The organism is [Clostridium] clostridioforme AGR2157 (assembly GCF_000424325.1).
GTDB lineage: Bacteria > Bacillota > Clostridia > Lachnospirales > Lachnospiraceae > Enterocloster > Enterocloster clostridioformis_A.
In genome coordinates this window covers 49,590-65,422 of sequence record NZ_AUJR01000012.1, presented here as the reverse complement: position 1 = coordinate 65,422, position 15,833 = coordinate 49,590, and the positions used below count along the sequence as shown (strand labels likewise).

General features: G+C 49.8%; 15 protein-coding genes. 12 read left to right on the top strand and 3 right to left on the bottom strand.

The window, feature by feature from the left end; all coding sequences use genetic code 11:
- Positions 1-4: 4 nt before the first annotated feature.
- The 8 genes from G614_RS0107295 (at position 5) to G614_RS0107260 (ending at position 7,838) form a co-directional block, all read left to right on the top strand.
- On the top strand, positions 5-1,015 hold the full coding sequence (locus tag G614_RS0107295; protein WP_027641442.1) for an aminoglycoside phosphotransferase family protein: 1,011 nt from the start codon (positions 5-7) through the stop codon (positions 1,013-1,015).
- Between the two features lie 55 nt (positions 1,016-1,070).
- Positions 1,071-1,781, top strand: coding sequence for a TVP38/TMEM64 family protein (locus tag G614_RS0107290; protein ID WP_027641441.1), 711 nt, complete (start codon positions 1,071-1,073; stop codon positions 1,779-1,781).
- Entirely contained in the window at positions 1,778-2,695 is a 918-nt protein-coding gene (locus G614_RS0107285) for a rhodanese-like domain-containing protein (RefSeq protein WP_027641440.1), read from the top strand. The genes G614_RS0107290 and G614_RS0107285 overlap by 4 nt, the downstream gene beginning before the upstream one ends.
- 87 nt (positions 2,696-2,782) lie before the next feature.
- On the top strand, positions 2,783-4,003 hold the full coding sequence (locus G614_RS0107280) for an ABC transporter substrate-binding protein (RefSeq protein WP_027641439.1): 1,221 nt from the start codon (positions 2,783-2,785) through the stop codon (positions 4,001-4,003).
- Between the two features lie 54 nt (positions 4,004-4,057).
- Positions 4,058-4,924, top strand: a complete 867-nt coding sequence (locus tag G614_RS0107275; protein ID WP_027641438.1) for an ABC transporter permease — start codon at positions 4,058-4,060, stop codon at positions 4,922-4,924.
- Positions 4,925-4,942: 18 nt separating this feature from the next.
- A complete protein-coding gene (locus tag G614_RS0107270; protein WP_027641437.1) occupies positions 4,943-5,773 on the top strand; it encodes an ABC transporter permease in 831 nt (276 codons plus the stop codon).
- The gene (locus tag G614_RS0107265) at positions 5,763-6,803 is read left to right on the top strand and encodes an ABC transporter ATP-binding protein (protein WP_027641436.1); all 1,041 of its coding nucleotides are present in this window, start codon (positions 5,763-5,765) and stop codon (positions 6,801-6,803) included. Before G614_RS0107270 ends, G614_RS0107265 begins: the two co-directional genes overlap by 11 nt.
- Before the next feature lie 87 nt (positions 6,804-6,890).
- Complete coding sequence (locus tag G614_RS0107260) at positions 6,891-7,838, top strand: nucleoside hydrolase (protein ID WP_027641435.1); 948 nt, start codon at positions 6,891-6,893, stop codon at positions 7,836-7,838.
- 93 nt (positions 7,839-7,931) lie between these two features.
- Here G614_RS0107260 and yedF read toward each other — a convergent pair whose 3' ends face one another.
- The gene (gene yedF / locus G614_RS0107255; RefSeq protein ID WP_027641434.1) at positions 7,932-8,564 is read right to left on the bottom strand and encodes a sulfurtransferase-like selenium metabolism protein YedF; all 633 of its coding nucleotides are present in this window, start codon (positions 8,562-8,564) and stop codon (positions 7,932-7,934) included.
- A 172-nt stretch (positions 8,565-8,736) separates the two neighbouring features.
- A complete protein-coding gene (locus G614_RS0107250) occupies positions 8,737-9,723 on the bottom strand; it encodes a LysR family transcriptional regulator (protein ID WP_027641433.1) in 987 nt (328 codons plus the stop codon).
- Positions 9,724-9,893: 170 nt separating this feature from the next.
- On the opposite strand from G614_RS0107250, the gene G614_RS0107245 reads away from it, so the two are divergent.
- From G614_RS0107245 to G614_RS0107225, 4 genes are all read left to right on the top strand, one after another.
- Positions 9,894-10,595 (top strand): RraA family protein, encoded by a 702-nt coding sequence (locus tag G614_RS0107245; protein ID WP_027641432.1) that lies wholly within the window; start codon positions 9,894-9,896, stop codon positions 10,593-10,595.
- 76 nt (positions 10,596-10,671) lie between these two features.
- Positions 10,672-11,700 carry a hydroxyacid dehydrogenase gene (locus tag G614_RS0107240; protein ID WP_027641431.1) on the top strand — a complete coding sequence of 343 codons (1,029 nt, stop codon included), beginning with the start codon at positions 10,672-10,674 and terminating at the stop codon, positions 11,698-11,700.
- A gap of 341 nt (positions 11,701-12,041) precedes the next feature.
- Entirely contained in the window at positions 12,042-13,454 is a 1,413-nt protein-coding gene (locus tag G614_RS0107230) for a DASS family sodium-coupled anion symporter (RefSeq protein WP_027641429.1), read from the top strand.
- Between the two features lie 19 nt (positions 13,455-13,473).
- Positions 13,474-14,619, top strand: coding sequence for an amidohydrolase family protein (locus G614_RS0107225; RefSeq protein ID WP_027641428.1), 1,146 nt, complete (start codon positions 13,474-13,476; stop codon positions 14,617-14,619).
- A 65-nt stretch (positions 14,620-14,684) separates the two neighbouring features.
- On the opposite strand, the gene G614_RS0107220 is transcribed toward G614_RS0107225, so the two are convergent.
- A complete protein-coding gene (locus G614_RS0107220) occupies positions 14,685-15,833 on the bottom strand; it encodes a double-cubane-cluster-containing anaerobic reductase (protein WP_027641427.1) in 1,149 nt (382 codons plus the stop codon).

Genomic DNA, 15,833 nt, shown 5'->3' with positions numbered 1-15,833 from the left:
TGGAATGGAACGGATAGCAGGGTTAAGGGAATATGTAACCTGGAAGCAGTACCGCAGCGCTCTGGGGCTGCCGGATGAGGTGACGGAGGAATACAGTCTGCTGGCCCAGGGGGAGTACAACAGAAATTATTTGTTCACCCATCCTGTCACCGGCAGAAAGCTGGTGCTCCGTGTTAACTGCGGCAGCCAGATGCATTTGAAACATCAGATACAGTATGAATACGATACCTTAAAGCTGCTGCTGCAGTCGGGCAGGACACCGGCCCCCTTCTATGTGGACGGAAGCCTGGAAAAAATTCCTCATGGCATCATGGTGATGGAATTCCTGCCGGGACATGGCATGGATTACAGGACAGAGCTGTCCTTTGGAGCGGAGTGTCTGGCTGATATCCACAGTATCAAGGTGGGGAATGACAGCCATCTGATTCGGCCGGCGGACCCTTTGGAGGCCATTCTGACAGAATGCGAGGAGATGGTCCGGACCTACATGGATTCAGATTTGGGAGACCATGGAACCAAAATGAAGATAAGAGAAATGCTGGACCTGGGGTGGAAACGCCGTCAGGAGGCTGCTGGCTGCAAAGGCTATGAATGCTGCATCAACACAGAGCTTAATTCCACCAATTTCCTAATCAACGGAGAGGGAAAGGGTAACTATCTGGTGGACTGGGAGAAGCCTGTTTACGGGGAGCCTGCACAGGATTTGGGGCATTTCCTTGCGCCTACCACCACATTCTGGAAGACGGATGTGATTCTGGACCGGAAGGAGATGGAAGACTTCATAAATCAGTACATCCAAAAGGTGGACGGCAGATTTGACACAAAGGGGCTGAGGGAGCGTACCCTTGCCTATATTCCCATCACCTGTCTGAGGGGCATTACCTGGTGTGCTATGGCCTGGGTGCAGTACCGGCAGCCGGATAAGCTGCTGTTTAACCAGTCCACGTTTCAAAAGCTGGGGCAGTATCTGGACATGGGATTTCTGGAAGAAATGGACAGGCTGCTGCGGGCATGACGGCCTGGAGCGTGTTTGTCAGATATTGGATTTACGTTGAAAGAAAGGAATTTGAATGGAAAAAAAACAAAGTAAATGGATATGGAAAATCGTGGTGGCTGCATGCATAGCCGCTTCAATTCTGAGCTACATATGCATACCATCCGTGAAAGAAATGATTAATAGAATTGTGACTATGTTTGCTGCCGGGGACTTTACCGTGGTCAGGGAATTTGTAGCTTCCTATGGAAGCTATGCTGCTGCGGTATCCTTTGGTCTGATGGTACTTCAGTCTGTCATGGCGCCTCTTCCGGCCTTCCTCATCACCTTTGCCAATGCAAATCTCTTTGGATGGTGGCAGGGGGCAATCCTGTCCTGGTCCAGTGCCATGGCTGGTGCAGCGCTCTGCTTTTACATAGCCAGAATACTGGGAAGGGATGCAGCGGAAAAGCTGACCAGTAAGTCAGGGCTTAAACAGATTGACCCCTTTTTTGATAAATACGGCAAAAATACAATACTGATTTGCCGGCTTCTGCCGTTCGTGTCCTTTGACATTGTAAGCTATGCGGCAGGGCTTACATCCATGCCCTTCCTGTCATTTTTCATTGCCACGGGTATTGGGCAGCTTCCGGCAACCATCGTGTACTCCTATGTGGGTGGAATGCTGACCGGCGGCGCCAAGTTTTTTGTCACAGGATTAATGATATTATTTGCCTTATCTGCTTTAATTGTCATGATAAGGAAAATATATATAGAAAAACAAGATAATTCAAGGAGGAAGAAATGAAAAAGAAAATCGTAACATTAGGAATCATGATGGCGCTGTCCATGACAGTGGCGGCCGGATGCGGCCAGAAAGCAGTAAATGAAACAACAGCTCAGGCAGCAGCAGAGACTACAGCAGCAGATGCAGCTGCCGCAGATACCACGGCAGCTGATGCAGCAGGTGCTGAGACAACAGCGGCTGCACAGTCAGATGACAGTTATCAGTACGTATCCCCTGCAGATGCAGTGGCGGCAGCAAAAGATAAGAGCGCCCATGTGCTGGATGTAAGGGAATGGGATAACTATGTGAAGGGAAGAGTGGCTGATTCCATTTGGTGCCCTATTTTCCCACTGGAGGATGATTCGCTGGCAGATGCCATGAGCACGTATGCAAAGGAGAACTTAAGCGACGGACAGAAAATCTACATTATCTGCAACAGCGGCAAGAAAGGTGCTGAGAAGACAACCGGAGTGCTTAAGGAGGCTGGTATCGACGGCTCCCTGATTTATACTGTGGAGGGCGGAGCAAAAGCCCTGGGATCTGAGAAAGGCGCCCTTACCACCAACCGCGCAGACGAGAACATTGACTGGAAGACCGTTGCGGCGGCAGATGCCTTAAAGGAAGTTGGAGGAGACAATGTTCAGATTCTGGATGTGCGTGACAATGATACATATGCAGAAGGCCATTTAAAGGGTTCCCTGCAGTGCCCCTTAAAGGAGATTGAGGACCCGGATGCCCAGACTGCCATGTACAAGATGGCAAAAGAGGAGATGGACCCGTCCAAACCAGTATACCTGCTTTGCTACAGCGGCAACAAGTGTGCAAAGACCGGCATTTCTGTTTTGAAGGATGCGGGATTTGATGTTGACAATCTGTTCATTATTGAAAATGGCGCAAAGGATAAGGATATCCAGGCTGCATTTGTGACAGAATAGGATAACCCTTCCGGTGATGTTATTTCCCCCTGCCGTACTGCATAAGATCACGGCAGGGGGAAAAGTGCTAATAGCGAGGATGAGAAAATGAAGAGAAGAATCACAGCAGCGATATTGGCAGCCGTAATGATGCTGTCTCTTGGAGGGTGTTCAGGCACCGGTAGTCAGGGCATGGAAAACATGTCCTTTGATGAGATGAAGGAGGCTGCAAAGGGAACCACGGTCACGTTCTACGGCTGGGGCGGGGATGATAAGCTGAACCAATGGCTGGACGATGTATTTGCGCCTGTCATGAAGGAAAAATATGACATTACAATGGAACGTGTTCCTATGGATATTGACCAGGTTTTGAGCCAGTTAACCGGAGAGATACAGGCGGGCGAGAAGGACGGAAGCATTGACATGATTTGGATTAACGGGGAGAATTTCCAGTCGGCAAAGGAAAACAACATGCTGTACGGACCCTTTACAGACAAGCTTCCTAATTTCAATGATTATGTGGATGGGGACAGCGAGGATGTGACCATGGACTTTGCTTATCCAATTGAGGGGTATGAGGCGCCTTACGGAAAGGCCCAGGTGGTCATGGTGGCGGACCTGGCGGTGACGCCGGATGTGCCTGAGAGCGCCCAGGCACTGATGGAATTCGTGCAGAAATATCCGGGCAAGGTGACGTATCCGGCGCTTCCTGATTTTACAGGCAGCGCATTTGTAAGAAATATCATCTATGAAATCTGCGGCTATGAACAGTTCATGGATATGGAGGCTGACAAGGAGACCGTAAGAGCGGCAGTGGCTCCGGCCATGGAGTACCTAAGGGAGCTGAATCCATACCTTTGGAACCAGGGAGTCACCTTCCCGGATTCATCCACTACTGTGGACAATATGTTCGCGGACGGGGAACTGGTGATGAATATGACGTACGGAGCCTATGACGTGGCCCTGAATATTGAGGACGGCAAATATACGGATACCACGGAAACCTTCCAGTTTGACAAGGGCACCATTGGCAATACCAATTTCATGGCAATTGCAGCCAACTCCGGCAATAAGGCCGGCGCCATGGTGGCAATCAATGAGATGCTGTCACCGGAAATCCAGGCGGACCGCTACGAGAAGCTGAGGGTCATTCCGGTATTGGACAATGAAAAGCTTTCCGATGAACAGAAGGCAGCCTTTGACCGGGTGGACCTGGGTAAGGGAACAATCCCCCAGGATGAGCTCCTCTCCAAGCGCCTTCCTGAGATGCCTGCGCAGCTGGTTCCCATCATTGAGGAAATCTGGGCGGAGGAAGTAGTTGGTAAATAATTAGGAATCCGATGGGAGGAAACTGATGGGAGGAAACTGATGGGAGGAAATGGAATGAGAAGAAAGCTGACACCGTATTTGCTTCTGGTTCCCCAAATCATCCTGTCCCTGTTTTTTATCATAGGATTGGCAACTGGAATCACCCAAAGTCTGGGGGTGATTCCAGCTTTTGGATTAAGGGAACCAACGTTAAAATATTACAGGGAAGTACTGGCCAGGCCGGAAATGCTTAAATCCGTGTTGTACAGCCTCAGGGCGGCATTCTTGTCCGCAGGGATTGCCGCTGCGGCAGGCGTGTGCTTAAGCGCTGTGTGTGTAATGCACAAAAAGACAAAGGGCCCAATGATGCGGGTGATACAGCTTCCCATCATTGTCCCCCATGTGGTGGTGGCCATTTTCATGGTTAATATTTTCTCGCAGAATGGGATGCTGGCCAGGCTTGGTTATGCCCTTGGATTATTGCAGGAACAGCAGCAGTTTCCCATGCTCATTTACGATACAAGGGGAGTTGGGGTCATACTGGCATATTTGTGGAAAGAGATTCCATTCATCATTTATTTTGTCATTGCGCTGATGGCAAATATCAATGAAAAACTGGGTGAGGCGGCCATAAACCTGGGAGCGGACCGGTGGACAGCGTTTTGTAAGGTCACCCTGCCTCTGTGTAAGGATGCGGTAATCAGCGGATTCCTGATTATATTTGTATTTGCACTGGGAGCCTATGAGCTTCCCCTTCTTCTGGGAGCAACCTCCCCTAAGGCTCTTCCGGTGCTGGCATATCAGCAGTATATTCATCCGGATTTAAGAAAACGGCCTTATGCCATGGCACTGAATGGAATCATCATCGTACTCTCCGTGCTCAGCGCCTGGATTTATTATTTCATCATGAGGAAGAACATGAAGGCGTTGATGGAACAGTAAACTGCGAAGCAGAAGGATATGGAGCAAAAGGTTATGAAGAAAAGAAAATCGTTTATTTCAAGTATGATTCTAGCCCTGCTGTGTGCAGCCATCCTGATTCCCGCTGCCAGCCTGGTGATATGGGTATTTACAGAACGATGGGCCTGGCCCGGCTTATTTCCCCAGGTGTTCTCGGACCGGGCTGTCATGGAAATTGTCAGGAGAAAGGGAGAGCTGGCCTCCCTCATGACGTCCAGCATCATGATTTCTTCTGTAGTGGCCCTTTTATCGGCCACTGTTGGGGTATTGACGTCCAGGGCCCTTATCCTGTACCAGTTCCGGGGCAAGGATGTGATTTCCTTTCTTGTAGTCCTTCCGCTGATGGTGCCGACTACTGTGTTTGCCATGGGGATACAGATTACATTTATACGGTTGGGGCTTAATAACACTGTGTCGGGGGTTATCCTGGCACACCTGATTTATTCCCTGCCCTACGCTGTGCGCCTTATCATGGACGGCTCCCAGGCAGTCGGCATTACACTGGAAGAGCAGGCCAGGGTGCTGGGAGCCAGTTCTTTTCAGGCATTCCGAAGGACCACCCTGCCAATGCTGGTCCCGGTGATACTGTCAGCAGTAAGCATGTCCTATATCGTATCCTTCAGTCAGTATTTTCTAACGCTGCTTCTTGGAGGCGGCAGGATAAAGACCTTTGCGATTGTGATGGTTCCCTATTTACAGAGCGGCAACCGGAACATTGCCTGCATTTACAGCATTCTGTTCATGGGCATTACCCTGATGGTATTTGCTGTATTTGAACGGATTGCAGGGCATTGGACAAGACAGATGGTTGGAGGATATTATGAGTCTTAACATAGAAAATCTGACAGTATCACTTCAGAAAAGGGTGATACTGCACGGAATTGACCTGGAAATACAGGAGGGAGAGTTCGTGTCCCTTTTAGGGGAATCCGGCTGCGGAAAGACCACTCTGTTAAAATGCATAGCAGGTCTTTTGGAGCAGGAGAGCGGGGATATACGGATACAGGGAACATCTGTGACGGACCAGCTGCCGGAGAAGCGGGGAACGGTAATCGTGTTCCAGGATTTACGGTTGTTTCCCCACATGACGGTGGAGAAAAATATTTCCTTTCCCATGGAATTAAAAAAGGTGCCGAAAAAGGAACAGAAGGAGCGGGTGGGGGAACTCCTGGGAGCGGTGCAGCTTGCCGGATTTGAGAAGAGAAAGATGAAGGAGATGTCGGGAGGGCAGATGCAGAGAGTGGCATTGGCCAGGGCTTTGGCAGCAAATCCCAGGGTTCTTCTTCTGGACGAACCGTTTTCCGGTCTGGACGAGGGGCTGCGGACGGAGATGGCGCGGCTGGTAAGGAAACTGCATGAGGAATGGAAAATCACCACCATTCTGGTCACCCATGACAAGGCAGAGGCCCTCCGCATGTCTGACCGCATTGCGCTGATGGGCCATGGGAAGGTCCTGCAGTACGGTACTCCTGAGCAGATGTTTTATCAACCGGAGACAAAAACAGTGGCAGAATATTTTGGTAAGGTGAATTATGTTCCCGGACAGGTGATTGGAGGCAGGTTTGCCAGCAATCTGTTTGAGAAAAGGTCGGATTTGCCTGATGGGACCTATGAAGCCATGATACGCCCGTATTCAGTCCAACTGCAAAAGGACGGGGATTTTGAGGTGGAGGAAGTCACCTTTATGGGGGAGATGACAGAAATAAGGGTAAGGGTTCCTGAGAAAATCGTTCCCGGAGGAAGCATTCTGTGCCAGAGGATGGAAGGCATTGGTCTGCAGACAAAATTCCAGGTAGGTATGAAGGTAGGACTTTCCGTGGAAACAGATGGGGTTGTACTGTTCAGACATGGCATGACATGAGAGGAATGTACCGGTAGAGGAATGTAGCGGTAGAGGAATGTACCGGGAGAGACATGTAATGGGAAAACATGCATGAAAGGAAAAAAGATGAAGAAAATCGTATTTGACTGTGACAATACCTTTGGAACAAAAGACTGCGATGTGGATGACGGGCTGGCCCTGATGTATTTGCTGGGAAGCAGGGACGCTGAATTGCTGGGAGTCACTTCTACCTATGGAAATAACAACCTGGATGTGGTACAGGCAGTGAATCTGCGGATGCTGGGAGAGCTGGGACGTCAGGATATTCCCGTAAAAAGAGGCGGGGAGAAGCGGGGAGATTACCAGAGCCAGGCGGCTGACTTCCTGGCGGAAATGGCGGACCGCCATCCGGGGGAATTGTCGGTTCTCGCCACTGGTTCCCTGACAAACCTGAGAGGCGCATATGAGAGGGACCGGCATTTCTTTGAGAAGGTAAAAGAAATTGTCCTGATGGGCGGAATCACAGGTCCCCTTGTATTTGATAAGAAGGTGATGGATGAGCTGAATTTTTCCTGCGACCCGCCGGCATCCTGGACCGTACTTACAAAGGGAAGGAATGTTTCTGTGATAACAGGCAACAATTGCCTGAAAGCTTTATTTACAAAACAGGAATACAGGGAACGGTTCTCAAAAAAGGGAAACAGGGCGGCCGCATATATCATGGAAAAGACAGATTATTGGTTCGGATACAATGAAGAGGATTACGGCATACCCGGTTTCTATAACTGGGATGTGACGGCCGCTGCCTATCTCATGCATCCCGAACTGTTTGCAGATGATGTGAAATGCCTGCGGCTGTCGGAGCAGGATTTGGAGACAGGATATCTGAGGATGGATACAGATGGGGGGCTAAACGGGATTACAGATAGGATGGCAGACAAGACGGCAGGAGAAAGATGTACATGTAATCTGCCGGTCCTTGGGGACGTGAAGGCGTTTAAGGACAATATTTATGAGACATGGCTGAGCGTGCCTGAGATACGGGCCGAAGAAGTATCGAAAAAAGTAAAGTGACATACCTATAGATGAGAAGGGCCGCATTGTCTTGAATGCGGCCCTTTGGCTGAGTGTTCGTCGGAGTTCGTCTGAGTTGGCATGAGCGGGAGATTAAGGACGCACCAGACATTTTGCGGTTGTCATGCGCTCTACAATCTCATACATATTGGTGACGCTTCCCACCTGAAGCTTCTCGCCCAAACCATAGAAGTTAAGGCAGGTTCCGCAGGTAAGAATCTCCACGCCCTGGGATTCCAGGGATTTTAAATCCTCCAGGTTATCGGAACCTTCGCAGGAAAGGCGGGCGCCGCTGTTATACAGAAGCACGGTTTCCGGCAGGGCATCCTGCTGTGTAAGTGCGTAGACAAAACCCTTCATCAGGGCCTTTCCCAATTCCGGGTCTCCGTGTCCCATAAGGTTGGAGGAAAGAACCACTACCATGCCCTTTCTGCGGCTGTCAGGCTGGCAGACAATCGGTTCGTCATCGGAATCCGCTGCTGCATCTGAGCCGGAAGCAGCGTTTGCTCCCTCGCTCACTACGATTTTTACAGCGAATTCATTATCGCTTATTTTTTCGGAAACAGCTGCAAGGCCCTTGCTGGCTGCCATCTTGCTCAGGTTCTGGACAGCTATCTCGTTGTCCACCAAAACCTCAACTGTCTCACCTGGATTACAGGATTCCAATGCTTTCTTAGTGTCAATGACCGGCTTTGGGCACTGCTTTCCGCGTTCATCTAATTTCATGTTTCGTATCCTCCTTAAGCATGTATCTGATTCTTCCTGTTCCCGGAAGTGTGCTTTGAAATTATCATCACATGTCTCTAATTATAGCAGGTTTGGGATGGTATGCAAACGCTTTTGCCCCTTTAGGCGGCTGGCATTTATTTTTTCTATAGATAAGTATTTTCTATATTTTTTATCGATGCACATGACGGTTTGGGGCAGAGCTAACAAGCTTTTCAATGGGAATCTGCTCCGCCTCATGGAAATACTTCAGGATTAATTCCTGAAAATACTGTGTATAGCTGGACAGGTAACGTTCCTTATGATGAATCACGGATATCTGCTGAAGTAGGGGATTCCCCCTGCAGTACAGGGGAAATACATTGATATCCTCAGAGATTTCTCCCTTCTGGTTCAGTATGCTGTTGCGGGTGGCGAAACATGCGGCAAGGCCTTTTAACCCAATGGAAGTACTAATCTGTACATAGGCGCTGGTGGTATAGGTATTAGGGACAAATCCGGCCTCGTCAAAGCATTTTTGTATGTTCTGCCCCATGCGGTTATTGAGAATGCAGAACGGCAGCCTGGAAAAATCTTTTACATCCGCCCCGTTCCGGGCTTTCCGTTTCAAATCTTCTGTCTCATTTCCATAATATTTCCTGAGCAGTGTATCCGTAGCACAAAGGTAAATCTGGTCGGACATCAGAGGCGTTTCTTCAATACTGGGATGCTCGCCTCCTGATATGACGATGGCCAGGTCCAGGTCTCCGTTTAGAATCAGCTGTTCCAATCGCTTGGAATTCATGTCCGTAATGCGGATTTCCACGTTTGGATACCGGGAGGTGAACTCAGGCAGGATGTCAGGCAGGCTGGCGCTCATGCGCAGGGTACTGGCGCCGAACAGGATGAGTCCCCGTTTCTGCTGCTGTATATCTGCCAGAATATCCTGGAGGTTTGCATTCTCGCGGTTCATGGTTTCCGCAAATGCCAGCACATATTCGCCGGCATATGTAAGGGAGAGGGAGGGCTTACGGTTTAACAGCTTCACTCCATAATATTCTTCCAGCCTCATGATGTGGTTGCTGAGGGTCTGCTGGGATATGAACAACCGGCTGGCAGTGCGGGTGATGTGCAAATCCTTGGCAAGCTCAGAGAAATAATACAGACTTAGTGTATCCATGATTTTGACCTCCACAAAAATATTTTGTTAAAAATTTGAAAATACATTGTTTGATTTGTGATTAGCTATATATTACAATAAAATCATCAGGAAAGCAAATGGTTTTAAGTAAAATCACAATAAAAGAGAATATGCTAATCCATAAAAGTGTTGGAAAGGAAGGTAAAAATATGTCAGTAGGGAAACGTATTTATCTAAAAAGGGAGATGCCGGATATGGAGGTGATGAACCAGTTTAAGACCATACCGGCCTCCAACACAGCGGATGTCATGGGCAGGAGCTGCGCCATGAACCCGCGTATCCGTTTGGTCAGCAGTCCAAGGGAACAGATGATGGCAGGGCCTGCCTGCACGGTTAAATGCCGGGCAGGTGACAACCTGGCTCTGCACGCAGCTCTCAGCATGTGCAGCGAGGGGGACGTGATTGTGGTTTCCAATGAGGAGGACAGCACAAGGGCTCTGATTGGAGAGGTCATGATGGCGTATCTCAGATATACAAAGAAGGTGGCAGGCATTGTGCTGGACGGTCCAATCCGCGATATCCACGAGATTGGCAAATGGGATTTCCCTGTTTACTGTACGGGGACCACGCCAGGCGGCCCTTATAAGGAAGGACCGGGCGAGGTCAATGTGCCGGTTGCCTGCGGAGGAATCAGCGTAAATCCGGGCGATATCATCCTGGCAGACCCGGACGGTGTCATTGTCATACCGCGCAAGGATGCAGCGGTGATTCTGGAGGAAGCCAGGAAATTCCAGGCAGCGGACGAGGCCAAGCTGGAAGCTTCCAAAAACGGCACAGCCAAACGCGAATGGGTGGAAAAGACGCTGGAAGCAAAGGGATTTGAAATCATTGACGATGTTTACAGACCATGATAAATCGTAACAGTTTAGAACGTCTTAAAATATAAGCCGCAAATCATTAAAAAAATTCACAGGGAGAGATTAGAAAATGGGATGGAAGATTTTATTGCCGCAGGAAATCATGGATGAAGGAGAGCGGTTATTACTGGATGCAGGACATACCCTGGTTAGGGGACGCGGATTTGAGACAGAGGACGTGCTGGCCGACATGAAGGAGCACCAGCCGGATGCAATGATTGTGCGTATTACGCCAATCACCAGAGAAGTAATCGAGGCCAATGCCAATCTGAAGGTGGTGGTACGCCATGGCGCGGGTTTTGACGCACTGGATGTGAAGGCATGCCATGACAACGGGGTACAGACCCTGTACGCGCCAGTGGCAAACAGTACCTCAGTGGCAGAGACAGCAATGCTCTTGATGCTGGAATGCAGCCGCAATGTGATAGAGCTGAGGAAAACATGGGTCCAGGACTACTATAAGGCAAAGCTTAAGACCAGGAAGACTACCTTAAACGGCAAGACGGTGGGCGTCATTGGATGCGGAAATATCGGAAGCCGTCTGGCAGTTCGTGCCCTTGGCATGGAAATGAACGTTATGGCTTATGACCCTTATAAGAAGGCGGATGAATTTCCTGAGGGAGTTGAGGTGGTCAGGTTCCTGGAACGGATATTTAAGGAAAGCGATTATGTATCCCTGCATGTGCCCAATACGCCGATTACACGGGGGATGGTAAACAGGGAGCGTCTGGAAATGATGAAGCCCACTGCATTCCTGATTAATACGGCGCGGGGCGGCTGTGTTGTGGAGCAGGACCTGTACGAGGCATGTAAGAATAAAACTATTGCAGGAGCAGGACTGGATGCCATCCAGAAGGAACCGGTGGATGCCGCCAATCCGCTTCTGACCCTGGACAATGTAATCATTTACCCCCACATTGGAGGAAATACCGTGGAGGCAGCCCACAGGGCATCTTATTTTGCGGCTATGGGTATACAGGAGGTCTACGAGGGGAAAGCACCTACCTGGCCAATCAATGATATTGATTACGTCACCGCACCTGCCTATACAGATACAAAAAAACCAAACAGGAAAAGTTCCGGCATGTTTGACCTTTAATTTATGGCGGTACGGGGATTCATGTTATAATGGGGCTTAAAATTACAGGCCTTTGGGGCCGCTACCGGCAACACATCCACCGGACTGGCCCTGGTGCGGGCAATAGACCCGGACTCACAGTCAGGGGCAGGGGATACCCATGGCGTCTACTCTGCCATCATGTCCTGGAAGGACATATACGTGGGCCTGACACCTGTGTGACTCATGAATGGAATTGGCCAGACCTTTGGGGTGGGGCTTGCCATGATGATTGGATTTGCCGTGGCCGGATTTGCGTTTTTTAACAGAAGGAAAGGCCGGCAGACATTGCCGGCTGATTGGAACATTTGGAGGAGAAACATATGGAGAAGAAACGGTTTATAAAATTATTCCTGATAGCTGCTGCAACCATTGCTATCTGGAACATACCGGCGCCGGCCGGATTGGAAGTGGAGACATGGCATATTGCGGCGCTGTATCTGGGGCTGCTGCTGGGGCTGGTAATCAAACCATTTTCAGAGCCAATCATTACCCTTATCATCGTTGGCATTGCAGCCATGTTCATGGATACATCCATTCTGTTAAAGGGATACGGGAACAACATGGCATGGTTTATCGCCATGGTTACCATTGTCTGCACTGCTTTTGTAAAGACAGGGCTGGGCAAGCGGATTGCCTATAACCTGCTGCTTAAATCCGGTAACAATACCCTGAGCCTGGGCTATATCATGGTATTCACGGACCTTGTATTAAGTCCTGCAACAGGCTCTAATTCTTCCAGGACAAGCATCATCTATCCCATTTTTCAGAATATCGCAGAGGGCACTGGTTCAAGCGCAGAAAAGTCTCCCAGGAAGCTGGGCGCGTATCTGACCGTACTCATGTATGCAAGCTCCCAGGGAACCTCGGCCCTGTTTTTGACCGGAATGGCCACCAATGCCATAACGGTCTCCCTGATGAGTGAGATGCTGGGAATCACCCTTACCTGGGGAACCTGGTTTCTGGCATCCATTGTACCGGTTGGCCTGTTCCTGCTGCTGGCTCCTTATGTGATTTACAAAAACTATCCGCCGGAACTGAAATCCCTGAATGATATCAAGCCCCTTGCAGAAAAGGGACTAAAGGAGCTGGGCGCTGTTACGGCTGCTGAAAAGAAACTCTTTGTGCTGTTCCTTCTTGCCATTCTGGGCTGGATGTTTGGACCGAAGCTTCCGGTTGTCAACCTGAGCATGCAGGTGGTGGGCTTTGTATTCCTGGCACTGGTGCTGCTTCTGGATGTGCTGGACTGGAACGATGTGATGGCTGCCAAAGGAGCCTGGAGTATTTTCATCTGGTACGGCGCTTTCTATGGTATTGCCTCAGCCCTGTCCTCAGCCGGATTCTACACCTGGCTGGCAGACCAGCTGGGTGTTGTGCTGGACCTTTCCCAGCTGAACGGCATGGTGGTGACTGTGATTCTGGTCCTTGTCAGCCTGGCAGTCCGCTATTTCTTTGTCTCCAACAGTGCATTTGTGGCATCCTTTTATCCGGTCCTGTTCTCACTTGCAGTGAACACAAAGGCAACCCCCATGGTTGTGGGACTGCTGCTTGCGTTTTTCGCCAGCTTTGGAGCCCTTCTGACTCATTATGGAAATGGAGCCGGTCTGATAACCTTTGCATCGGACTATGTGCCACAGAAGGATTTCTGGAGAGTTGGCACCATTATGGTGGCAATGGCCCTTGTTATATTCTTTTTGATTGGCTTGCCTTATTGGAAGCTCATTGGACTTTGGTAAGATACCTGGAGGTGGAGGAATGCTAGATTTATTGATTAAGAACGGACATGTGATTGACCCGGCAAACCAGACAGACCAGGTGGGGAACATAGCAATCTATAACGGGAGAATCACCAGATATGAGGAAGGGGAGCCTGCAAGGCATGTGGTGGATGCCAGGGGAAAATATGTGTTTCCGGGGTTGATTGACGCCCATGCCCATATGTTATGGGAAGGGACGGAAATCGGCATATATCCGGATGTGGCCTATCTGCCAACGGGGGTCACGGCTGCCATAGACTTCTCGGCAGGAGTTGCCAATTATCCCATCTTCCGGTCGGCAGTGATAGCCAGGAGCAGGGTTACCATCAAAAGCTTCCTTCAGGTGTGTTCCGCAGGGCTGACCACCACCAGTTACCATGAATGCATCAATCCCAGGTTTTTCAACCCGGAAAAGATTGACCGGATGTACCATGATAACCAGGACAATATTCTGGGGCTTAAAATCCGGCAGAGTGAGGAACTGGCAGAGGGATTGGGCATTGAGCCGTTGAAGGAAACAGTCCGCATTGCCGAAATGGTGGGCTGTCCGGTGGAAGTGCACTGCACCAATATACCGGTACCCACCAGCGAGGTGCTTAAGGTTCTGCGTCCGGGAGATATCTTTGAGCATGTATATCAGGGCGTGAAGAACACAATTATTGATGAAAACGGCAAATTATATACTAGCGTCAGGGAGGCCAGGAAACGGGGCATCATCTTTGACACGGCAGAGGGAAGGAAGCACGGTGATTATGACGTAATGCTGGCTGCCATGGAGCAGGGTTTTATTGCGGACATGTGCAGTACGGACCTGGTGCTGGGAAGCATGTTCAGAAGACCCATATTTTCACTGCCAAATCTGATGTCCCGGTATATCTGCATGGGAATCCCCATGAACCAGGTGGTCAGCATGGCCACGGAGCGTCCGGCCGGACTGATGAAAATGCAGGGTGAGATTGGATGCCTGTCAGAAGGGTCCAGGGCGGATGTAGCAATCTTCCGGTGGATGGCTTGTAAGCAGACCTATAAGGACTGGAAGGGAACTGCCTTTACCGCAGATAAACTGCTGAAGCCTGAGATGACGGTAAAGGATGGACAAATTATGTATTGTGCCCCGGATTATATTTATGAGGATTGGGCTTAAGCGGGGACTGTGATGAGCGAAAAAAGACAGTCTCTTTTCCTGAGGCTGTCCTTTTGGATATTACATTATAGCATCTCGATGAAAGCAGCCATCCTGGTGTTCAGCTGTCCCACGTCGGCCTGGGAATAGTCTGTCTCCACAACGGTATAGGGAAGTCCTTTTTTCTCCTTCACCAGCTTGCGGACCAGGGAGGTCTCCACATTGTAGGTGTGGCATGCCTGTAGAACCAAATCCACCACGCCGTCCACATGGAAATCGTCAATTAGCCTGTCTAACAGTTCCATACGCCTGGGGTTGGGGGACATGCAGGAACAGCCGATGTTCAGGTACTTCCTGGCCAGGGCGTCATATACGTCGGGGTTATCCTCATCAATGGGGTCTAACGGTTTCATGCCGGAGCAGTTTTCAAAGCAGACCACCACGCCGCCGTTATCCTCAATGGCGCGCACCACCTTGAGGGCGGCACCGCCGGAGGGAGAACCGGTCACAAGGATTCTGGCCCTCTTTCCAATATTCTTTCCCTGGGTGTATTCAGCCTCAATCTTATCCGTGATGGCATTAACTTCCTCTGCCAGTGTATCAATTTTCATCTTAAACCCGGTGCCGTAAACAATGTTGACGATATCCAGTCCCAGGGCAGGGGCCGGATCCTGGGCCATCACATACTGGAGGCGGTTAAGGGCCGCGAGAATCTGGTTTCTGTTATGTATCTGGCGGCGGATGGCATCCTCTGTGATGACAGTGCCGAATTTCTTTTCCAGTACCTCCTTAAAACGTATCAGTTCCTGGCGGTAAAGACCTATTCCGGCCTCTGTCTGGCAGTTTGGCAGCTCAATGACATGGACGGGCTTAAACTCAGCCAGCATCTCATACATTTTCTTTTTGCCGTCGCAGGTTGTCTCGCCTACAATCAGGTCGGAGAAATAAAAGAAGGGACATTTATCCGTCTTGGCAAAGCCGTAGCTGGATTTGATGAGGGGACAGAGGTTTCTGGGCAAATCCTTCTCAGCGTCAGGTATGGTTTCGTCAGTAACAGAGCAGAGTCCCACAACAGAGGCGCCCATGGCATTGGGGATTTCCCTGGGAAGATAGGTACAGAAGACACCGACCACAGGTATGCCTTCCTCCTTTAATTCTTTTATGGCAAGAAATGAATTCTTCCTTGCATCCGCAAATTCTTCAAATATTTCAGGCAGTTCTTTTTTCAGCTCCAT

Coding starts and splice junctions, on each gene's coding strand:
- G614_RS0107295 (WP_027641442.1), top strand. CDS start 5: ATGGAACGGATAGCAGGGTTAAGGGAATATGTAACCTGGAAGCAGTAC.
- G614_RS0107290 (WP_027641441.1), top strand. CDS start 1,071: ATGGAAAAAAAACAAAGTAAATGGATATGGAAAATCGTGGTGGCTGCA.
- G614_RS0107285 (WP_027641440.1), top strand. CDS start 1,778: ATGAAAAAGAAAATCGTAACATTAGGAATCATGATGGCGCTGTCCATG.
- G614_RS0107280 (WP_027641439.1), top strand. CDS start 2,783: ATGAAGAGAAGAATCACAGCAGCGATATTGGCAGCCGTAATGATGCTG.
- G614_RS0107275 (WP_027641438.1), top strand. CDS start 4,058: ATGAGAAGAAAGCTGACACCGTATTTGCTTCTGGTTCCCCAAATCATC.
- G614_RS0107270 (WP_027641437.1), top strand. CDS start 4,943: ATGGAGCAAAAGGTTATGAAGAAAAGAAAATCGTTTATTTCAAGTATG.
- G614_RS0107265 (WP_027641436.1), top strand. CDS start 5,763: ATGAGTCTTAACATAGAAAATCTGACAGTATCACTTCAGAAAAGGGTG.
- G614_RS0107260 (WP_027641435.1), top strand. CDS start 6,891: ATGAAGAAAATCGTATTTGACTGTGACAATACCTTTGGAACAAAAGAC.
- yedF (WP_027641434.1), bottom strand. CDS start 8,564: ATGAAATTAGATGAACGCGGAAAGCAGTGCCCAAAGCCGGTCATTGAC.
- G614_RS0107250 (WP_027641433.1), bottom strand. CDS start 9,723: ATGGATACACTAAGTCTGTATTATTTCTCTGAGCTTGCCAAGGATTTG.
- G614_RS0107245 (WP_027641432.1), top strand. CDS start 9,894: ATGTCAGTAGGGAAACGTATTTATCTAAAAAGGGAGATGCCGGATATG.
- G614_RS0107240 (WP_027641431.1), top strand. CDS start 10,672: ATGGGATGGAAGATTTTATTGCCGCAGGAAATCATGGATGAAGGAGAG.
- G614_RS0107230 (WP_027641429.1), top strand. CDS start 12,042: ATGGAGAAGAAACGGTTTATAAAATTATTCCTGATAGCTGCTGCAACC.
- G614_RS0107225 (WP_027641428.1), top strand. CDS start 13,474: ATGCTAGATTTATTGATTAAGAACGGACATGTGATTGACCCGGCAAAC.
- G614_RS0107220 (WP_027641427.1), bottom strand. CDS start 15,833: ATGGAGCTGAAAAAAGAACTGCCTGAAATATTTGAAGAATTTGCGGAT.